Source organism: Nonomuraea rhizosphaerae, from assembly GCF_019396405.1.
Classification (GTDB): Bacteria; Actinomycetota; Actinomycetes; order Streptosporangiales; family Streptosporangiaceae; genus Nonomuraea; species Nonomuraea rhizosphaerae.
The window spans coordinates 14645-34418 of the sequence record NZ_JAHKRL010000317.1; the positions used below are offsets into that span (position 1 = coordinate 14645).

Below are 19774 nucleotides of genomic sequence, written 5' to 3' on the forward strand. Positions count from 1 at the left end.
AGGTGCGACAGAACCGCAGTCCGAGACTGGGGCTAGCCAGCACCTCTAGCTACTGACCAGTACAGTTCCTTGAAGGAAGATCCTCCCACCGCCGATTGCCTCCGATGACCTGCACTTCTCGGAAAGGGGCGTGTCCGGCGATCGGAGCTCAGCCAGCAACGGAGATGGTGTTTGCGCAGGTGATCGCACTACCGCTTCCGCCTCCGGTTGACTTTCCCGCCGTTCGCCGGGCAGGCCCTCGGAAAGGGGCCTGTCCGGGGAACGGTGAACCGGCAGTGTGTGGAAGGCGGCGAGCATACGACTCCCGGGGAAAACGATCTTTCAGCCGGCGATCCGCCTCCGAGTACCGGACACTCCCCAGAAAGGCCGAGAAGCGCGAATGGGCGGCATGCCAACTTGAGGTGGAGCCCCGCGAACTGGCGTAATCGCGGGCATTGCACACGCCGACGAGAGGGATGAATACAGCGCGGAGCGGCGTGGCGTGGGTGGCGTGGCAAAGCTAGGCGGAGACATGGCAAGGCCAAGGAGAGGTGGCGAGGACGGGAGACGAGACGTGGCGTGGCAGGCGCAGGGTGGCGAGGGCACAGCGTTCAGGCGTGCTGAGGTGGTGTGCCGAGACAGTATGGCGCACTCGACATAACCGATCTCGGGGATGCAGCTGAACTTAGAGGTGTAACCCTCCCCAGGGGGCGTACCGGACCGCAGGTGCAGCCGGACCTGAAGAGGCGTAACTGGAGTCGGGGGTGCAGCCAAACCTGGAAGGAGTACCAAACCCGGGAGCATGGCGGATCGAGCACGCTCGAACCGAGCGAACAATTGAGCAAGATCGGCGCCCGGAGTGAGGTCGGCGTCCATGGTGAGGTCAGCGTCCGGAGCGGCCGCGGTTTCGCGGTTCCGAAAGCCGGCCAGGGGTACGACATCAACTTGATGTGTGATCTCAACACCACGTGATGTCTGTACACAGGCAGGAGGGGAATCGGTCGTGGCCGATGGGCAGCTCGAAGCGTACGAAGTGGTAGCCGAGTTCAACAGGTACCTACGGTTCGAGCGCGACCTGTCCCCCCACACCATCCGTGCCTACCTCTCCGACGTAGAGGCCCTCCTCGATCACCTGGGGAACGAACTCTCCAACATCAACATCGGTACCCTGCGCGAATGGCTGGCTGAGCAGCACGCCAGCGGAATGGCGCGGGCAACACTGGCGCGTCGCACCGCGTGCATACGCACGTTCACGGCCTACTGCCACCGCAGAGGCTGGCTGCCCGATGACCCCGGCCTGCTGTTGGGCAGTGCCAAGGCCCCTCGTCCCCTCCCTGCCGTACTCGACCAGGACCAGGCGCAGGCCGCGCTTGAGGTGCTGCCTGCTGAGGGGCCGAAGGACTTGCGCGATCAAGCTGTCCTGGAGTTGCTGTATGCCACCGGCGTGCGGGTGAGTGAGCTGTGCGCGTTGGACGTCGACGACGTGGACAGGGACCGACACGTCATCAGGGTGATCGGCAAGGGCCGTAAGGAGCGCTCGGTGCCATTTGGGCTTCCAGCACTCCATGCTCTCGACAAATGGTGCGTACAGGGCCGCCCTCTGTGGATCCGCGCCGGCACAGGCCCAGCACTGTTCCTCGGGGTACGAGGTGGGCGCATGGACGCGGGTACGGTGCGACGAGTGGTGCATGCTCGACTGCGCCAGATCGAGGGAGCGCCAGACATGGGGCCGCACGGCCTACGACACTCGGCGGCGACACACCTGCTCGAAGGTGGGGCGGACCTTCGGAGTGTTCAAGAGCTGCTGGGGCACGCCTCGCTCAACACCACCCAGATCTACACGCACGTCTCGATCGAGCGACTCCGCACCGCATACCAACAGGCACATCCCCGCGCATGACGACTGGGCGGCAGCCGACCCGGTCAACGGCTTTGCCTCTAGTGAGCAGCCTTGCGCACGGTGAGTGACCTTGCGCGCTGTAGATGGCCTTGCCCACGGTGAATGGCTTTGCCTACGGTGAATGGTGGAGTGCAGCCCGAAGGTGGGCGGCTGAACCGCCTGCTGTTCGCCGGAGCGGACCTCCACATCAATCATCCTCAGTGTCGACGACGGGCGAATTGGACCGTCGTCGACACTCGGCTTGGGAGTGTCCGGCGCTCGGAGGCGGATCGCCGACTGAAAGATCGTTTTCCCTGGGAGTCGTATGCTCGTCGCCTTCCGCAGATTGCCGGTCTACCGTTCCTCGGAGAGGCCCCTCACCTCAGCTTTCCCGAGATTCGCCAAGCTTGTGCAGTCCCCGGATCTTGCTCGGCGGGGGCGGTAAGTCTCACGCTCGCAGGGCTGGCCTCTAACGATGCATTCATCGGTGATGAGGCCTGTCTGGGAGAGCGATGGAATGGCGGTCGGAGATGGGGTGGCGGCTGGTGCGACTGTCAGGAGGAACGGTCTTTCTGGTGTCGCTTCACCTCCGTACGCCGGATGCCCCCAGTGGATGCATCGCTGGTGACAGGGAAGTTCGGTTGCGTGAAAATCGCCCTGCTGCATGGGAGATGTCCCAAGAGCGAGGTTGGCTGCACGGAAGATCGTTCCGTGAGGTTCCGGCGGCTGGGGCGCATGTCCGACTACATCACGCAGCCGTTTGGGGAGATCGCCAGTGCAATGGATCAAGGTGCCTTTGAGTCGGGTGCTCGTTCACAAGGCGATGGGCGGCTAGAAGTAAGTGTCGCCGTGCCTGGCCGTTCTTGATGGGCGCCGACGTCTTCGGGGAGGCCGTTTGTGTCGTTGCTTGCGGTGCTGCCCCTTGTGGACGTCGTGTCGGTCGGCGCGTGAGCGTCGGTACCGGTAGATCAGAGCGACCGTCAGTAGTACGCCCAGCAGTGCGCAGATGCTGATGGCTGAGACTGTGGACGTTGAGGCGGAGACAGGCAGGAATCGAAGCGCGGGGACTGGGGCGCGGAGGGCAGTGGGGTGGTCTTCAGGGGCAGGGCTGGGGGTGCGTGAGGTAGCCATGTGAATGGGCGGGGGCGGTGGCTGGGCAGCCGTTGGGGCCGATAGTCGCGTACTCGGGGGTGTGGCCGGCTTGGGGAGGGAGTCAGTGAAGGCAGTGGAGAGGAGCTCGCGGCTGGGCAATGGGAGCTGCGGGTGAAGGGCCTTGCTGCCGGGGGCGTCCGTCGGCCAGTACGGAAGGAGGCGGATGTGGCCGTGACCGAGGAGGAGCAAGGGGTCGAGGTAGCGGGTGCCGCGGCGCAGGCCCCAATGGAGGCAGGATCTCTGGCAATGGGTGTTCGAGGGTTCGATGACACCGAGGAGAGTGCCCAACGCGACCCGTTGATCTCGCCGTACTGATGCTGTGACGGGCAGGTACGTCGTGCGTAGACCGTCCGCGTGCTCGACCGTGACCACTCCGCGGCCTGCGAGAGGTCCGGCGTAGCGGACGATGCCGGGGCCGGCTGCCACGACAGGTGTGGCGGGTGCGGCCGCGAGGTCGACGCCTCGATGGCCTGCCAGCCACGGCTCGGGCGGGGGCGTGAAGCGCCGGAGGATCGTGGGGTGTCCATCCAGGGGCCATCGCCAAGTAGGCCGTACAGCGGCAGCCGACGGATTGGCGACGGCTAGAAAGACGGTCATGGCGACGGCAAGGGCGAGGACGGTGGCTGCTAGCCTCCGCGCTGTTCGTCGAGGTGGTCTTGTCGGCGGAGGGTGGCTTGGTGTGCTGTTGCAGGTCGGGCGGGGGGCGGCTCGGACGGCGCGGGGCAAGTGAGGAGGGCTGCCAAGGGCGCATGTAAGGGCGGAAGTCTGCGCGACGGCGACGCCAGAGTTCAAGCGATCTTGAGTGGTAGGAACGCTGCACTTCAAGCGACCTTGGAGGTTAGGGGCGCCAGGGGGCAACTGGTCCTGAAGGCTGGGAATGCGGGAGTTCAAGGGGCCCTGAGTTGCGATGCTAGGGGTGCTGGAGGGTGCCCGAGTTGTGATCCTCCTGGTGTCGGCGGACGTCTGCGCTACGGTGCTGGTGGCACTGGAACGGTGGGGAGCGACTGTGCTGCCGGAGCTGGAATGAGCTTGCGCAGTGAAGATGTGAGGGCAATGGTGGGCTCGTCGTCGGCACTCACGCACGGCCATAGGAGCGGTGAGAATGCTGTCGGCGGAACGGGCGGGTGCTGCGGAGTTCTTGAGCATGCCGCGAGTTTGCGGGATGGCGGGGTGGGCTCGAGGGGGCGAACGACGTTCTGTGGATGAACGGGGTTCGATCAGCGGAGCCTGTGGATAACCGCAGGTAGGGCATGGCGTGAGTTGGTCCGGAGAGGCGGCATGATGGAGCTACGCGGACCCCGAGTGATCCTCAGGGATCTCGTACGGGAAGACGAAGCGCGGCTGCGGGAGATCGTGGCGACCCCCGAAGTGGCCAAGTGGTGGGGGTCTGTCGATGAGTTCGACGGCATGCTGGTGATCGCAGTCGGCGGCGAGGTGATCGGGGCGATACAGTACGAGGAAGTTGAGGATCCCATGTATCGCAGTTCGGGGATCGACATCTTTCTTGGCCCCAAGTGGCATGGACATGGTTACGGGCAGGAAGCCGTTCGGACCTTGGCGCGGTGGTTGATCGAGGAGCGGGGTCACCATCGGCTGACTATCGATCCGGCGGCGCACAACACGGCGGCGATCAAGGCGTATGGTCGTGTGGGGTTCAAGCCGGTGGGGATCATGCGGGCGTATGAGCGTAATCCGGCGACCGGAAAGTTCCACGACGGGTTGCTCATGGATCTTCTGGCTGATGAGTTGAGCTGAGCCTGTTTCCTTGCAGGTACGCCGTCGCTGCGATCGGCTGAGATTCTTTTATTTTTGTATGGGCAAGTCGGTTGAGCTGATCTCGTCTGTGATGAAGCAGCACGGGTGGACGGGCTGATGGGCGCGAGTCTCCATCAAAGCCGGGGCGGTTCAGTTAGCCGGACGCATCGCTGCATGCGGCGGACGAGGCTGCTCGAACGGTGGGTGGCCGAGGCGGTGGACGCCCTCTGGCGCTGACAGCTACAGGGGTGGAACTCGGGGCGGCCTGTATGGGCGATAGGGATGATTCCTGTGTTGCTGACCGGCCTCAGCGGTGGCAACTGCCCTTTACGTTGCCGACGGACTTGGTGGTGCCAATTGGCTTTGGAAGTGTTGGCGGGGCCTGGTAGTGCACGCGGCTCTTGCTGGCGCTGATGGGGCTTGGTAGTGCAGGCCCTTCTTGGCGGTGCCGGTGGCCTCGGTAGCGGTGGTAGGTCGCGGCAGCGTCGAGGGTTCGACATGGGGGATGGTCTCGGGAGTTTCGGTGATCTCGGGAATGTCGGGAGTGTCGAAGTGGTGATGGGGGTGCGGTGACGGCTGCCCTTGGTGGCCTTGGCTGGTTGTTCGGGGTGGGGAGCTGACGTCGGGGTGATGGCTGCAGGGGTGGGGGAGCGGGCCTACCCGGGTTCGTGTGGTCGTGTGGCTCGGCTCGATATGTAGGTCCGGTCTGTCAGATGAATGTGCTGGGCCTGGAGTGGCGTAGGTCGTGGAGGGCGCGGATGAGGGCGGGATCGGTGCCGGGGCCGGTGGGGTCTGAGAAGCGGCGGTAGCGGCGGTAACGACGGTTGTGGCGGGGGCGCAGAGGAGAGCTCCAGATCCAGACCATGCTGAGGGCGATGCCGACGGCGGAGATGATGATCACGGGGCGAAGGCCGATGAGCTCTGCCAGTGCACCGCCGGCCAGGCTGCCGAGGGCCATGACGCCCTGGACGGCGAAGGTCAGGGTGGCGTTGACGCGGCCGCGTAGTTCGGGGGTGGTTTCGCGGAGGACGATCGCGCCCATGCAGGTGGCAAAGGCGACGACTATGCCACCGGTCACAATGCCGGTGAGAGCGAGCAACGAGAGTTTCCACCAGAGCGGGCCGCCGAGCAGGCCCACGGCCAGGATTTCGATGGGGAAGAAAAGCACGGAGAAGAGCAGTACGCGGTTCTCGCCGTAGCGCTTGGCGACGCGGGTCGTGATCCAGGCGCCGATAAGGCCGCCGACGCCGCTGAGGGCGATGAGGACGCCGATGAGGCCGCGAGGGATGCCCAATGTGTTGATCATGTAGAGCATGTAGATGGCTGTGTAGACCATGGCGAAGAAGTTGATGGTGACGCCCGCTCCGAGGAGGGCGCGAAGTACGGGATGGGTGACACTCGCGCGCAGGCCATCCATCACGTCTCGCCACATGCCCCGGGAGGCGGCGGGCCGAGTCTTCTCCGGCGTACGTATGGAGCGCAGCAGCAGCGCGGACGTCAGGAACGACAGTGCCTCCGCCAGCACGGCCAGTGGGGCGGTCAGAACCTGTACCAGGAGTCCGGCGAGACCGGGGCCGCCGACAGAGGCTGCGGAGTAGGAGGCGTTGAAGCCCGCCATGGCGTCCGTGCGCTGGTCGGGTGAGACGACTGCGGCGATGTGGGGGAAGTTCGCGGCTCTGAAGAGTACGCCGGCTGAGCCGATCACCAGGGCGACGACGATCAGCCAGTACGCACTGAGGATGCCGAACAGCCAGGCCAAGGGCACCGTCAACGCGGCGGCGCAGGAGACGAGCTCGCAGGCGATCATCAGCGGACGATGGCGGGAGAGGCGGTCGGCGATCGCGCCAGACTGGAGGCCGAGGAGCAGGGCGGGCAGTGAAGCTGCGGCGGTGAGGATGCCCATCTCCATGGGAGAGGCGGCCAGGAGGGTGACGGCGGTGAGGGGGACTGCCAGCTTGGACACCTCGGAGCCGGTGATGGAGATGGTGCGGGCCGTCCAGAGCAGTCGGTAGTCGCGTTGCTTCCGGAGGGGGATTGAGGTGGGTGGAGGTGAGGGCGGATCGGATGCTGGCTGCGCGGTAGGTGCGGTGTGCGACAGGGCGGCCTGTGCGTCGTCGGCGGGTGTGGGCTTGATCGGTGAGTGCTCGGCAGGTGCGTTGTGAAGGGTGCCGGTTGGTGCTGTGCACATGGGCTGGGCGGGTGCGCCAGGTATGGGATTGATCGGCGAGTGCTCGCTGGGCGTGGAATTGATCGGAGAGTCGTCGCCGGGGTGAGGGGCGGGGAGGGGAAAGGCGTCGAGCGAGGGCTTGTCGGGTTCGGGGCCGGTAGGTGAGGAGGTGGCCGTCGCGTGCTCTGTGGTGTTCGGCCGGGTGCGCGGGGAGGCGACGGATGGATGCTTCCTGTGGGCGGGCTCGGTGCGCGAGGAGGCATCGGACGAGTGGCCCTTGACGACGGGCTCAGTGAGTGGGGAGGCATCGGACGAGTGCCCCTTGATGACGGGCGCGGTGTACGGGGGTACGGGGGACGAGTGCTCCTGGAGGTCAGGCTGGTTGTGCGGGGAGGCGGTGGGACAGGGGACGTTGAGTGAAGGGTTGGTGGGCGAGAGATCGGCAGGTCGAGGGGCGGGAGTGCCGGCCTGGCTTGAGGTCGAGGGGTGCGGAGCGGTGAGAAGGGGGCGGTTGGAGTTGGCGGTGTTCGGCTCGTCCGAGGCGTGGTGGTGACGCACGATTGATCTCCGTTGATGAGGGGTGAATGGGTTGATGTGGCCTAGGCGCGTTTAGGGAGGCGGAGGATGAGATTCGCTAGTTGTGAAGGGAATCCTTCATAACTATGAAAGTAACCCTTCAGAGTTGTGAAGGCAATACTTCACATCGCTTCCGGGTACCTTTGGGCCATGACGCGGGAGACGGAGAGCCTCAGCGACCCCAAGGCGATGCGGGCGCTGGCGCACCCGGCGCGACTGGCGATCCTGAACCGGCTGGGGGTCCAGGGGAGCGCCACGGCTACCGAGGTCGCCGAGGTCGCCGGCATCACTCCGAGCGCGGCCAGTTACCACTTGCGGATGCTCGCCAAGTACGGGTTCGTGGAGGACGCGCCGCCGCGGGGCGACGGGCGGGAGCGGGTGTGGAAGTCGATGGGAGGACCGCTGTCCGTCGGCGTCGAACCCGGCGACCAGCCGGAGGTGCGTGAAGCCAAGAACTTGCTGATCGAGGCGTTTCGCAGGGAGGCGGACGAGGAGGCTCGGCGGGCGCTGAGCAACCTGGATCAGGAGACCGAGGAGTGGCGTGACGCGACTCGGTTCAACCGCATGCTGTTGCGGATCGACGCCGAGGAGATGGTGCGGCTCAACGTGGAGGTCGAGAAGCTGCTCAAGCCGTACTTGGTGCGCAACCGCAGTGCGGAGGACGCGCCTGCGGGGGCCAGGATCGCGGAGGCGCAGGTCAACCTGTTCCCGCAGGCGAAGCGGTCGGCTCCGGGGTTGCCCACAGAGGACCACGACGCGGTCGGCTGACGGTTGGAAGGGCGGGGAGCTGTGCTGGCCGACCTTGGTGTGGGGCGTGCATCGAGGTGGATGGTGGGGGGTGCTGAGCCTCGGTGGGCGGCTTGATGGGCGTTCTGCGGGGATGGGCTCTGATCCCCAATGGGCTGATCCCCCAATGGCGGGGATGAGGATGATCCCCAAGAGGCGGGCTGAGCCTGGGGTGGTGATCGAACCAGTGACAGAGGTTAGGTCTGCGGCTGTGGCCAGGTCTGAGGTGGCTGCCAGGGCTACGGCGACAGCTGGGGCTGGGTAGCGGCGGTAACTGGGGTTTACGGCGGTACCTGAGGTTATGGCGGTAGCTGGGGTTACGGCGATGGCTGGGCTGAGTTACGGCGGTGGCTGGGGCGGGTTACAGCGGTGGCTCGTGTTACGGCGGTGGTAGGGCTACGGCGGTGGCTGGAACTACGGCGCTGGTTGGGGCTGCAGGGTCAAGTTGCAGGTCTGCGGTGTTGAGTTGCGTGGCTGCGCCAGCGGCGGTGGCCAAGTTCGCGGAGGTGACTTGGCGCGCGCTGCCAATGGAGCTGTGTCTGTAGAGGCGGCTCGATGGTGGGGTTGCGGAGGTTACGTCCCGTCGGATGGTGCTGTACCTGTGAAGTCGGTTTGGCGGGTGGGTTGCGGAGGAGGCTGCATTCGCGAAGACGGCTCGACGGGTGCGTTGTGAAGAGTGCCGATTGGTGCTGTTCGCATGGGCTGGGCCGGCGCTTGGGTTAGTGGGGCAGTTCGCGTTTGGTTGCTGCGGTGAGTGAGGTTTTGGGCTGCGGGTTGAACGCGGGGAACTGCGGGTCGGGCGCGGTGGGGAAGCTGGTCGTAGGAGCGCGTGTATATGAGTTGTCGGAGCGTGTGTGGATCGTGTGGGTGTGAGGGACATGTGGGGCGCCTCGGTTGGCAGGTTGTCGGGCTGGGGTGACTTGCGTGTTCGGGGTTGGGCTGACTTGTCGGGCGGTGTGTGAGCTGACGCGCGACGGTCAGGCTGGGGCGGCGTGGGAGGTAGACTTTTCGGTGGCCTGTCACCACAGGCCGACTTCGCATGCCCCATTGCGGACCGCGCCATCGGTCCGGGCCACGGCTCGGCTGGAGCGGTTTCGGGGCATCAGGGTGGTAGTCGCGAGGCTGCCGCGGAACAACCGAGAACTGCGCCCGCCCGCACGGGCGCCCAGACCTGGAGGACCATCACATGGCCCCCGTCGTCACCATGCGACAGCTGCTTGAGAGCGGCGTTCACTTCGGGCACCAGACCCGCCGCTGGAACCCGAAGATGAAGCGCTTCATCTTCACCGAGCGCAACGGCATCTACATCATCGACCTGCAGAAGTCGCTGTCGTTCATCGACCGTGCCTACGACTTCGTCAAGGAGACCGTGGCGCACGGCGGCACGATCCTGTTCATCGGCACGAAGAAGCAGGCGCAGGAGGCCATCGCCGAGCAGGCCGCTCGCGTTGGCATGCCGTACGTCAACCAGCGCTGGCTGGGTGGCATGCTCACCAACTTCTCCACCGTGCACAAGAGGCTTCAGCGTCTGAAGGAGCTCGAGGAGCTCGACTTCGACAACGTCGCCGCTTCGGGGCTCACCAAGAAGGAGCTCCTCATGCGTCGCCGTGAGAAGGACAAGCTGGAGCGCACGCTCGGCGGTATCCGTGACATGGGCCGCGTGCCCAGCGCGGTGTGGATCGTCGACACCAAGAAGGAGCACATCGCGATCAGCGAGGCCAAGAAGCTTGGCATCCCTGTCGTCGCGATCCTCGACACCAACTGCGACCCCGACGAGGTCGACTACCCGATTCCCGGCAACGACGACGCCATCCGCGCCGTCGGCCTGCTGACCAGGGTTGTCGCCGACGGTGTCGCGGCCGGTCTGATGGCCCGTTCGGGCGCGGCCCGCGGTGACGAGAAGCCCGCCGCCGCCGAGCCGCTGGCCGAGTGGGAGCGCGAGCTGATCGAGCAGGGCGCCGCCGAGCAGACCGCCGAGGCTGCTCCGGCCGCTGAGGCTGAGGTTGTCGAGACCGAGGCCGCTCCCGAGGCTGCTGCCCCCGAGGCCGCTACCGCCGACGAGACCGAGGCCGCTCCGGCTGCCGCTGCTGAGGGCGACGCCGAGGCTGAGGTTCAGAACGAGGAGCAGCCGCAGGCCTGACCGGCCGCGCCTCGGGTAAACGCCTGGGGTGAGCGTCTCGCCTCGGCTTTCGGGGCGAGCGCGTCAGGGTCAGGTGAGTGTCTGAGGCAAGCGCCTGAGGTGAGAGCTTCGGGTGACCGTCTGAGGTAAGAGTCTCGGGCGGGCACCTGGGGCGAGAGCCTTGGGTGGGCGTCTGAGGCTCGACGGTTCGGGTGAACGTCTGAGGGTGACGCTTCAGGTGGGTGTCCGAGGGCGGCGCTTCGGGTCAGTCCTGGGGCGGTTGTCTCGGACGAAGCGCCTGGAGCGGTCGCCCCGGGCGAAACGCTCGGAGCGGACAGTCTCGGGCAAGTGCCCGAAAAAGGTGCTCCGGGTCGGCTTTCCGAGGTGGCCGCCTCGGGTGGCGGACCTGGGGCGCGACGCCTCGGGCAGCGGCCGAGCAGACGCCGTACCACGTAAAGGGCCTACTTGAGAGGTCCCCGCAAGACGGCACGTGCCAACTGGGAGTGGGCGCCGGATCCCGGCGCCCGTCCCATCCACGACGACGAATTCCCACGACCAGATCCCACAAGGAAAAAGCAATGGCTTCCGTGAACATGGCCGACGTCAAGCGGCTTCGCGAGATCACCGCCGCCGGAATGATGGCTTGTAAGAAGGCGCTCGAGGAGGCTGACGGCGACATCGACCGCGCCATCGAGCTGCTGCGTCTCAAGGGCGCCAAGGACGTGGGCAAGCGCGAGACGCGTACGGCCTCCAACGGCCTGGTCGCGCTCAAGCAGGACGGCGACTCCGCCGCCGCGCTGCTGGAGATCAACTGCGAGACCGACTTCGTGGCCAAGGGTGAGCGGTTCCAGGAGCTCGCCTCCCAGGTCGTCGCGCACGTGCTGGCCACCCGTCCGGTCGACGTGGCGTCGCTGCTGGAGTCCTCGTTCGACGGCAAGAGCGTCAAGGAGCACCTCGACGAGGCCAACGCCGCGCTGGGCGAGAAGATCGAGGTCCGCAGGTTCGCGGTGCTGGAGGGCGGCTACGTCGGCGCCTACATGCACCGCACCGACCCGCAGCTGCCGCCGGCCGTCGGCGTGCTGGTCCAGCTCGACAAGCCGAACGCCGACGTCGCCAAGGACATCGCGCAGCACGCCGCCGCGATGGCCCCGCAGTACCTCAACGCCGCGTCCGTGCCCGCCGACGTCGTCGAGAAGGAGCGCAAGCTCTTCGAGGAGATGACTCGCGAGGAGGGCAAGCCCGAGGCCGCCATCGGCAAGATCGTCGATGGTCGCGTCAACGGCTGGTACAAGGACTTCACGCTGCTTCAGCAGGCGTTCGTCAAGGACAACAAGAAGAGCGTCGGCAAGTACGCGGAGGAGAACGGCGTCGAGGTCCAGGCGTTCGTTCGCTACAAGGTCGGCCAGGCTTAGGCTTGGACGCACCTCAAGCCCATCGAACCGCCTAAGAAGGAGGCCGCCGCCGTGCAGGGAGATCAGGAGCCAGCTACGTCGGCGGCTTCTTCGTACCAAAATCCGCTTAGCTGGAAGCGGGTGATGCTGAAGCTGTCAGGTGAGGCCTTCGCGGGGGGCGAGCCGCTGGGCATCGACCCCTTTGTGGTGGATCACCTGGCCGACTCCATCGCCGAGGCCGTGCGCGAGGGCGTGCAGGTGGCGGTGGTGGTCGGCGGCGGAAACATGTTCCGCGGCGCGGCCCTGTCCGAACAGGGCATCGACCGTGCCCGCGCCGACTACATGGGCATGTTGGGCACGGTCATCAACTGTCTGGCGCTGCAGGACTTCCTCGAACGTCGCGGCGTCGAGACCCGCGTGCAGACCGCCATCACGATGCAGCAGGTGGCCGAGCCGTTCCTGCCGCGCCGGGCGATCAGGCACCTGGAGAAGGGGCGCGTGGTCATCTTCGGCGCGGGACTCGGCTCGCCGTTCTTCTCCACCGACACCGCGGCGTCGCAGCGGGCCCTGGAGATCGGGGCCGAGGCGCTGCTCAAGGGCACGCAGGTGGACGGGGTGTACGACTCCGACCCACGGAAGAATCCCGATGCGGTCAGGTTTGACCACCTCGACTACGGCGAGGTGTTGATCCGCGACCTCCAGGTCATGGACGCCACCGCGATCAGTCTGTGCAAGGACAACGACCTTCCGATCGTCGTGTTCGACCTGATGGGCGAGGGCAACATCCTGCGAGCGGTCCGCGGTGAGAAAATCGGCACGCTGGTGAGTCCGGCAGGCAGATGAGGGATCGAGCCCGACAACGCCAGCTAGAAGACAGGGAGCCGCTGTGATCGACGAAACCCTCCTCGAAGCCGAGGACAAGATGGACAAGGCCGTTTCGGTCGCGAAGGAGGACTTCGCGAGCATCCGTACGGGCCGGGTCACCCCCTCGATGTTCAACAAGATCAACGCCGAGTACTACGGCACGCCGACCCCGATCCAGCAGTTGGCCTCGTTCCATGTGCCTGAGGCCCGCATGGTCATCATCCAGCCCTACGACAAGGGCTCGATGGCCGCGATCGAGAAGGCGATCCGTGACTCCGACCTGGGCGTGAACCCTGGCAACGACGGCGCCGTGATCCGCGTGACGTTCCCCGAGCTGTCGGAGGAGCGTCGCAAGGAGTACATCAAGGTCGCCCGGAACAAGGGTGAGCACGCCAAGGTCTCCGTGCGCAACATCCGCCGCTCCGCCAAGGAGATCCTCGACAAGATGATCAAGGATGGCGAGGCGGGGGAGGACGAGGTCCGGCGCGCGGAGAAGGAGCTCGACGACCTCACGCAGAAGCACGTCGCCAAGATCGACGAGCTGCTCAAGCACAAGGAAGCCGAGCTGCTCGAGGTCTGAGCGGCCGGCCTCGGATCCGAGAGCGGGTCGTTCTGGGTTGTGAGCGGGCTGTTCGGTATTCGAGCGGGCGTTCGGAGTTTGAGCGGGTCGTTCTGGGGTGTGAGCGGGGAGCTTGTGATTCGCGAGCGGGCGGCTTGTGATTCGTGGGCGGTCGCTCGGGAGCTGTGAGTGAGTCGCTCGGGATTGTGAGTGAATTGCTCAGGACTGTGAGTGGGTCGCTTCTGGTGGGCTGCGTCGAGCGGACTGCCTCAGGTAGCAGGAGACCTACGGCCCTCGCCCGTCGGCGGGGGCCGTGGCACATGGAGATTCTGTGGACGAACGTACGGCTGGCACCAGCCCGAGCGGCGGCAGCCGTACCGGAAGGAACCTGCCTGCCGCGATAGGCGTGGGCGTGGGGCTCGGCGCGCTGGTCATCCTGTCGCTCTACACCGTCAAGGAGCTGTTCCTGCTGGTACTGGCGGGGGCGGTGGGCGTCGGCGTGATGGAGATGGTGCAGGCGTTCGCCACGCGGGGCATCAAGGTGCCCGTGGTGCCCGTGCTGGGCGGCATGGTGGCGATGCTGGCGGGGGCGTACTGGGGCGGGGCGGTATGGCTGCTGGGTGTGTTCGTGGTGGTCGTGTTCGTGCTGCTGATCTGGCGCATGTTCAGCGACGGCACCGATGGATACGTCCGTGACGCCACTGGGTCAGTTTTTGTCTTGATTTATCCGCCTTTGCTGGCGGGATTTGCGGCCTTGCTGCTGGCGCCGGGGGACGGGCGGGACCGGGTGATCGTGTTCATCGCGGTCACCGTGGCCAGCGACATCGGCGGGTACATCGCGGGGGTGCTGTTCGGGCGGCATCCGATGAGTGTCATCAGCCCCAAGAAGACCTGGGAGGGGTTCGCCGGGTCTGTCGCGGCTTGTGTCGCGGTGGGAGGGTGGCTGGTGTGGTGGCTGATGGACGGGGCGTTGTGGCAGGGGGCGCTGATCGGGGGGCTCGCGGCGGCGCTGGCCACCGTGGGGGATCTGATCGAGTCGATGATCAAGCGTGATCTGGGGATCAAGGACCTGGGGTCGATCCTGCCGGGGCATGGGGGGTTGATGGATCGGCTGGACTCGCTGGTCACGACGCTGGTGCCGGTGTGGCTGCTGATGTCGCTGTTCTTCTAGGCGCGGGGGCGTTCAGGGGATGCAGGTAAGGCGGGCGGTTTTGAGGTGTGCGCTTGTTGGGGCGTGGCTCGCTTTGTTTAGGCGCGCGGCCTGGCCTTGTTCGGGTGTGCGGCTCGTTTGAGTGGGCGTGCGTCGGGTCGGGCTGCGGAGTGTCGGGTTCTTTGATGCGCTTTTCTCCTGTACGGCAAGCCGCCCCCACCGCCACCCCCCCGTACGTGGCTGAGGGCCTCCAGGAAAACGGCCGCTGAGCCCGCACGGGGCGGGTCGCCGTTACGTGCGCGTTCTTGGCCGGTGGCGGCGTCAACTGCCCCGTTCGTCCATGGCTTCGATGGTGACGGGCTGGAGCCAGAGCCAGCGGACGGTTTCGCCGCCGAAGGTGAAGCCGGATAAGTCCGGCATGGCTGGTGGGTCCGCCAGCATCACGACGCCCGAGTACTGGGGGCCGAGCGGAAACGTGGACGGCTCGTGGTACCACTTGGCCGTGTGGCCGTGGCCGAGCCAGGTGACCGAGTGCCAGGGGTACTGGGACAGCCAGACCAGCAGCAACGCCGCCTCACGCGGGTCGTCCCGGGTGGCCACGGCCAGCTCGATGCGGGCGTACGCGCCCGGACGGTCGATCCACTGCTCGACCGTCGGCATGCGCTGGCAGCTCATGCCGACCGTGGACAACACTGTGAACCCACGTCGCTGGTGCGGCGGCCGTTCCGTGATGCCGACGGTGGGCAGGCGCTCGCCGCTGACGTCCCAGTAACGGCCGGCGGGGCCGAGTGATCGTTCCAGGTGACCCATGACGAACTGCTGGAACGACGCCCACGACCCTTCGCCGTGACGCCACCGCCAGTACGACTTGGCGTTGGCGATGCGGGGGCGCAGCCCGTCGAGCGCCTCGGACAGCGCCCAGGCGAACGGGGTCTCGCCCACGGCGTCACGGGCGTAACCGGGCATGCCTCTGCTCATGTCCGCCCAGCCGGGGATGACCGCCAGCAGGTCCGCGTCCTCGTACAACGCCACCCCGTCCCCCTCCTCGAACCACAGCGCGGTGAGCTGCCCGAGCGCCCTGCGTCCGGCGGGGTGAGTGGTGTTGGGCCTGGGCATGAGCGGGGGGAGGCCGGAGTTCAGCCTGGCCAGGTCGACGACCTCGGGGGCGGCGCGGTGGTTGGCCAGCCAGACGGCGCCGTGGACCTCGCCGTCGGGTGAGCACAGGTAAGCCACCGAGGCGTCCTCGTCCCGCTCGACCACGAGCGTTCGGCTGCCGTACGGGTTACCGGCGGTGAGGACGACCTCGGTCTGCCCCTCGCCAGAAGCCGACCGAAAAATCGCCATACGAGATGAACTCTAGATCGGCATATAACCGCACGCGAGAGCCAGCGCCACCAGGAGTACCGGGAGAAGCATGAGGAGGTCTGGAGGAGCCGAAGGTGAAGGAGAAGCGAGGGTGGCGCAGAACGAGCCAAGAGGGCCGAAGTCCGGGAGGGACGGAAGGTCCGGGAAGGTACAGGGCTGGCGGAGTGGCTGGGGAGTACAAGCTGGTCGGGAGGCCCCCAGTAGTACGGGGCTGAACAGGAAAGCCCGTGAGTACAGGGGCTGGGGGGAGACCCCGAGTTATAGTGCGGCTCGCTCTGCTCTCGCACAGCCCGCTCGCCCTGCTCCGCGCCGCTGTGCCCTCCGCTTTGGCTCGCGTCGCTTCGCTGTTCCAGGCTTTCCGCTGGGTGGGCAACATGTCGCATCGGGTCGTTGTCCGGGATGAAACGTCGTCGGTGGGGAGTCGTGGCTTAACGGCTGTTGTGGCGCAGGGGCTGTGGTGTGTGGAGACCGTCGCCGTTCAGGGAGGGTTGGGTGATCGATGTGGCGGTGATCGTGGGAGCCGTGTAGTGCCCGATCATGTCTCGTGGAATGACACCTGAAGGCGGAGCGTTCACTACCCTGGTCGGTAACCCCTCAACGCAAAGGCAGGAACGTGTCCCAGCAGCCAGGTCAGCTCACCTTCGTCGCGCCGCGCAGGGCCAAGCCGGCTCGGCACCTGGCCGACCTCGCCATGCCCGACCGTCGTGCCGCCGTGGCCGAGCTGGGGGAGAAGGCGTTCCGTGCCGATCAGCTCTCCCGTCACTACTTCGAGCGCCTGAACGCCGACGTGAACGCGATGACCGACCTTCCGGCCGCCGCCCGCGACAAGCTGTCGGTGTTGCTGCCGTCGCTGCTGACGCCGGTCAAGGAGTTGACGACCGACGGAGGGACGACGCGGAAGACGTTGTGGCGGCTGTTCGACGGGGCGCTGGTCGAGTCGGTGCTGATGCGCTATCCCGACCGGGTGACGATGTGCGTGTCGTCGCAGGCCGGTTGTGGAATGAACTGCCCGTTCTGCGCGACGGGCCAGGCCGGTCTGACCCGGAACATGTCCACCGCCGAGATTGTCGAGCAGGTCGTCTCCGGCGCGCGTGCGCTGGCCGCGGGTGAGGTGCCCGGCGGGCCGGGGCGGGTGAGCAATGTCGTGTTCATGGGCATGGGTGAGCCGCTGGCCAACTACAAGCAGGTCATCGGGGCGGTACGCCGCTTCGTCGAGCCCGCGCCGCACGGCCTCGGCATCTCGGCGCGTGGTGTCACCGTGTCCACGGTCGGGCTGGTGCCCGCCATCGGCAAGCTGGCCGACGAGGGGCTGCCCGTCACGCTCGCGCTGTCCCTGCACGCGCCGGACGACGAGCTGCGCGACACGCTGGTGCCGATCAACACGCGGTGGAAGGTGTCGGAGGTGCTGGACGCGGCCTGGGCGTACGCGGCCAAGACCAAGCGGCGGATCTCCATCGAGTACGCGCTGATCAAGGACATCAACGACCAGGAGTGGCGGGCCGACCTGCTCGGCAAGCTGATCCGCAACAAGCTGGTGCACGTCAACCTGATCCCGCTCAACCCGACGCCCGGCTCCAAGTGGACGGCTTCACGGCCGGAGGACGAGCGGGCATTCGTGCGGCGGCTGGAGTACCACGGGGTGCCGGTGACGGTGCGCGACACGCGAGGCCGGGAGATCGACGGCGCCTGCGGCCAGCTCGCCGCCACCGAGTGAAGCTCGCCGCCACCGAGTGAAATTCGTGGCCAACAAGGTCGTGGCCAACAAGGCCGTAAGCAACAGGTCGTGGGTAATAGGGCTGCGAGTGAGTAAGGCCGCACCTCAGTAGGCTCGGCGAGCTGAACAGGATCCGCGAGCTGGTAGGACCCCAAGCGCCCAGTTCCCCAGAACCAACGGCGAGTCGGGCAGGCCGGAGGCCGAGCGGTCGGGCGCGTACATGCCGGGGAGACAGTCAGAGGCTCGGCGGCGAGTTCAGAAGTTCGCGGGCCAGAGCCTCGCCCCACCATCGCTCGACGCGGTCCGGCGTCCAGCCGCGTTCGACGGTGAACGTGGTGTAGACGTCGATGCTGCACAGGCCCGCGTAGATGTCGGCGGCGGCCGGCACGTCCAGGCCCGGGCGGAGGATGCCGTCCGGCCACGAGGAGAACACCGCCACGCGGGTCTCGTCGGCGCGGGCACGGCTGTCGCGGTAGAGGGCGGCCAGTTCCGGCTCCGTCCGGGCGGCTTCGCGCAGCGGCACGATGACGTCTCCGGCGTGTTCGAACAGCCGCCGGTCGAAGGCCGCCATCACGGCGAGCTGCCGTTCGGGCGTCGCCTCGGGTGCCTCCAGTTCGGCGAGTTGCCGAGAGGGGTCGGCGGACAGGCCGGCGGCGTCCACGAGTGCCCGGGTCAGCCCGGCCTTGTTGCCGTACACCGAGTAGACCGTCGGCACGGAGACTCCCGCCTCGCGCGCGACGTCGCGTACGGTCGTCGCCGTCCACCCTCGCGTCACGAAGAGCCGGCGCGCGGCCTGGGCGATCTCGGCCCGGGTCTCCATCGCCTGCGCCGTGCGGCGGAGCGAGTCGTAGCGGCGCCGGGCCCCCTCTGCGCTCATGACGTGTAAGCGTAGAGGAAGCTATTGCAGCAGCAGGGAGACGCTGTAGGCGACGATCCAGGAGATCCAGCCCAGCCACCCGATCAGCCCGGCCGGCCCGAGGCGGTTGCCGCCTTCGACGTTGTACGGGGCGGCGAGTGAGGACAGGAAGAGCAGTGCGGCGCTGACGTATCCCAGCCATGCCTGCCAGACGGGAACGAGCCCGCCACTGACCCCGGCGACGGTGAAGCCGAGCAGCGCCATGGCCAGGAACACCTGGTTGAACCCGAACAGCACGTTGCTCATCCCCCACTGGCCCGCCATCGCGCCGCCTCCATGTCGGGCGGCGGTGGCCATGCCGAACCGGAGCGCCTCGACGCAGGTGAACGTCGCGTTCTGGAGCAGCACCCCGGCGAAGCCCACCAGCGCCCATGCCCCCTGATCGGGGCTGCCGCGCCACAGCACCGACAGCAGCCCGGCGGCGAAGAGCGTGAGGCCCAGCCACGTCACCGGTACGAGTACCGACGGCCTTTTCAGCGCGTTCGCGATCCCGTCGAACGAGTCGGTGGTCGCGTCCAGGCCCTTGCCCGATGTCGGCAGCGGGAGGCCGGAGCGGAGGTAGACGGCGTTGATGACGACACCTACAAGCACGAACCCGATCCCGCCCAGCCCTGCCAGATCGATGAACTCCATGCCGGCGCTCCTCTGTTTTGAGTTGACGCTCCTTATAATGAATATAAGGCGCCTAAATCGCAACTCCTCCCGTCTGCAGGGGAACAAGGCCGTGTCCTGGGAGCGGGCGGGAAGGCGAGCCGCGTTCGCGGCGAAGCGGCTCCGGGACCTGACCCATGCTCCGGCCGACAGGCCGACAGGCCGACCGCCGAACGTCTGGAGGAGGGCGTCCGGTAAAGGAGAGCGGCTGGTGGGACGCGGACGGCGGAAGGAAGGGACGTCCGGTCACCATGGACGACGAGCTCAGCGACCGGCTCGGGACGAGGGCCTGATCAGGAACGGCTCAGGGCCGCTCGTGAGCAGGGCCGTAGCTGTGATCTGGCCCGGTGGTGGGGGCCGGTGCTGAGCCGGCGATCACGGGCGGGTGCGGCGTAGCCAGGCGTAGCAGGCCAGACCGATCAGGCACCACGCCAGCGAGATCGCGCCGAGCTGCGGAAGCTGTTCCACCAGCGCGGCGGAGTTCGCGGACCTCATCCAGCCGACCACCGGGATGCTCAGCCAGTACAGCGGTGAGGCGCTGAGCATCAGCATCAGCAGGTAGCCCAGCACCAGGGACAGGATCGAAAGGGCGGGCGAGGGCAGGACGGCGCGGCTGGTGAGCGCCCCGAGCGCGAGCCCGGCCAGGGCGGCGATGCCGTACAGCGCCAGTACGGCGAGGAACTCGCCGGTCGGCGGGACGGCGCTGACGCCGAGCGCCAGCCCCCAGCCCAGGGCCAGCGCGACGAGCGTC

14 protein-coding genes and 1 pseudogene are annotated in these 19774 nt (G+C 66.9%); 9 read left to right on the forward strand and 6 right to left on the reverse strand.

Features of this window, described 5'->3' with window-relative positions:
* Positions 1-982: 982 nt before the first annotated feature.
* Positions 983-1879, forward strand: a complete 897-nt coding sequence (locus KME77_RS16000; RefSeq protein WP_308250718.1) for a tyrosine recombinase XerC — start codon at positions 983-985, stop codon at positions 1877-1879.
* Between the two features lie 810 nt (positions 1880-2689).
* Here the strand turns inward: KME77_RS16000 and KME77_RS30500 are convergent.
* A complete protein-coding gene (locus KME77_RS30500; RefSeq protein ID WP_372451177.1) occupies positions 2690-4156 on the reverse strand; it encodes a murein hydrolase activator EnvC family protein in 1467 nt (488 codons plus the stop codon).
* Positions 4157-4291: 135 nt separating this feature from the next.
* On the opposite strand from KME77_RS30500, the gene KME77_RS16010 reads away from it, so the two are divergent.
* Positions 4292-4765: a GNAT family N-acetyltransferase gene (locus tag KME77_RS16010; protein WP_372451178.1), complete on the forward strand. Its 474-nt coding sequence runs from the start codon at positions 4292-4294 to the stop codon at positions 4763-4765.
* Between the two features lie 709 nt (positions 4766-5474).
* On the opposite strand, the gene KME77_RS16015 is transcribed toward KME77_RS16010, so the two are convergent.
* On the reverse strand, positions 5475-6899 hold the full coding sequence (locus tag KME77_RS16015; protein WP_372451179.1) for an MFS transporter: 1425 nt from the start codon (positions 6897-6899) through the stop codon (positions 5475-5477).
* A gap of 759 nt (positions 6900-7658) precedes the next feature.
* On the opposite strand from KME77_RS16015, the gene KME77_RS16020 reads away from it, so the two are divergent.
* The 6 genes from KME77_RS16020 to KME77_RS16045 all read left to right on the forward strand — a co-directional run bounded on the left by KME77_RS16020 (position 7659) and on the right by KME77_RS16045 (position 14398).
* On the forward strand, positions 7659-8276 hold the full coding sequence (locus KME77_RS16020) for an ArsR/SmtB family transcription factor (RefSeq protein WP_219467783.1): 618 nt from the start codon (positions 7659-7661) through the stop codon (positions 8274-8276).
* Between the two features lie 1204 nt (positions 8277-9480).
* Positions 9481-10434, forward strand: coding sequence for a 30S ribosomal protein S2 (gene rpsB, locus KME77_RS16025; protein ID WP_219467785.1), 954 nt, complete (start codon positions 9481-9483; stop codon positions 10432-10434).
* A 557-nt stretch (positions 10435-10991) separates the two neighbouring features.
* Entirely contained in the window at positions 10992-11825 is an 834-nt protein-coding gene (gene tsf, locus KME77_RS16030; RefSeq protein WP_219467789.1) for a translation elongation factor Ts, read from the forward strand.
* Positions 11826-11948: 123 nt separating this feature from the next.
* Positions 11949-12647, forward strand: coding sequence for a UMP kinase (gene pyrH, locus KME77_RS16035; protein WP_246609833.1), 699 nt, complete (start codon positions 11949-11951; stop codon positions 12645-12647).
* Between the two features lie 43 nt (positions 12648-12690).
* The gene (gene frr / locus KME77_RS16040) at positions 12691-13248 is read left to right on the forward strand and encodes a ribosome recycling factor (protein WP_219467794.1); all 558 of its coding nucleotides are present in this window, start codon (positions 12691-12693) and stop codon (positions 13246-13248) included.
* 310 nt (positions 13249-13558) lie between these two features.
* Complete coding sequence (locus KME77_RS16045) at positions 13559-14398, forward strand: phosphatidate cytidylyltransferase (protein WP_308250719.1); 840 nt, start codon at positions 13559-13561, stop codon at positions 14396-14398.
* A gap of 300 nt (positions 14399-14698) precedes the next feature.
* On the opposite strand, the gene KME77_RS16050 is transcribed toward KME77_RS16045, so the two are convergent.
* Positions 14699-15721 carry a suppressor of fused domain protein gene (locus tag KME77_RS16050; RefSeq protein ID WP_219467797.1) on the reverse strand — a complete coding sequence of 341 codons (1023 nt, stop codon included), beginning with the start codon at positions 15719-15721 and terminating at the stop codon, positions 14699-14701.
* A 634-nt stretch (positions 15722-16355) separates the two neighbouring features.
* On the opposite strand from KME77_RS16050, the gene rlmN reads away from it, so the two are divergent.
* On the forward strand, positions 16356-17456 hold the full coding sequence (rlmN, locus tag KME77_RS16055) for a dual-specificity RNA methyltransferase RlmN (protein ID WP_219467800.1): 1101 nt from the start codon (positions 16356-16358) through the stop codon (positions 17454-17456).
* 235 nt (positions 17457-17691) lie between these two features.
* Here the strand turns inward: rlmN and KME77_RS16060 are convergent, their stop codons facing one another.
* The 3 genes and pseudogenes from KME77_RS16060 to KME77_RS16070 all read right to left on the reverse strand — a co-directional run.
* Positions 17692-18333: a TetR/AcrR family transcriptional regulator gene (locus tag KME77_RS16060; RefSeq protein WP_246609834.1), complete on the reverse strand. Its 642-nt coding sequence runs from the start codon at positions 18331-18333 to the stop codon at positions 17692-17694.
* A gap of 21 nt (positions 18334-18354) precedes the next feature.
* Positions 18355-19005: a hypothetical protein gene (locus KME77_RS16065; protein ID WP_219467802.1), complete on the reverse strand. Its 651-nt coding sequence runs from the start codon at positions 19003-19005 to the stop codon at positions 18355-18357.
* Between the two features lie 393 nt (positions 19006-19398).
* Positions 19399-19774: pseudogene (locus KME77_RS16070) on the reverse strand (hypothetical protein); the annotation flags it as partial.

Coding starts and splice junctions, on each gene's coding strand:
- KME77_RS30500 (WP_372451177.1), bottom strand. CDS start 4,156: ATGCTCAAGAACTCCGCAGCACCCGCCCGTTCCGCCGACAGCATTCTC.
- KME77_RS16010 (WP_372451178.1), top strand. CDS start 4,292: ATGGAGCTACGCGGACCCCGAGTGATCCTCAGGGATCTCGTACGGGAA.
- KME77_RS16020 (WP_219467783.1), top strand. CDS start 7,659: ATGACGCGGGAGACGGAGAGCCTCAGCGACCCCAAGGCGATGCGGGCG.
- rpsB (WP_219467785.1), top strand. CDS start 9,481: ATGGCCCCCGTCGTCACCATGCGACAGCTGCTTGAGAGCGGCGTTCAC.
- tsf (WP_219467789.1), top strand. CDS start 10,992: ATGGCTTCCGTGAACATGGCCGACGTCAAGCGGCTTCGCGAGATCACC.
- pyrH (WP_246609833.1), top strand. CDS start 11,949: ATGCTGAAGCTGTCAGGTGAGGCCTTCGCGGGGGGCGAGCCGCTGGGC.
- KME77_RS16050 (WP_219467797.1), bottom strand. CDS start 15,721: ATGGCGATTTTTCGGTCGGCTTCTGGCGAGGGGCAGACCGAGGTCGTC.
- KME77_RS16060 (WP_246609834.1), bottom strand. CDS start 18,333: ATGAGCGCAGAGGGGGCCCGGCGCCGCTACGACTCGCTCCGCCGCACG.
- KME77_RS16065 (WP_219467802.1), bottom strand. CDS start 19,005: ATGGAGTTCATCGATCTGGCAGGGCTGGGCGGGATCGGGTTCGTGCTT.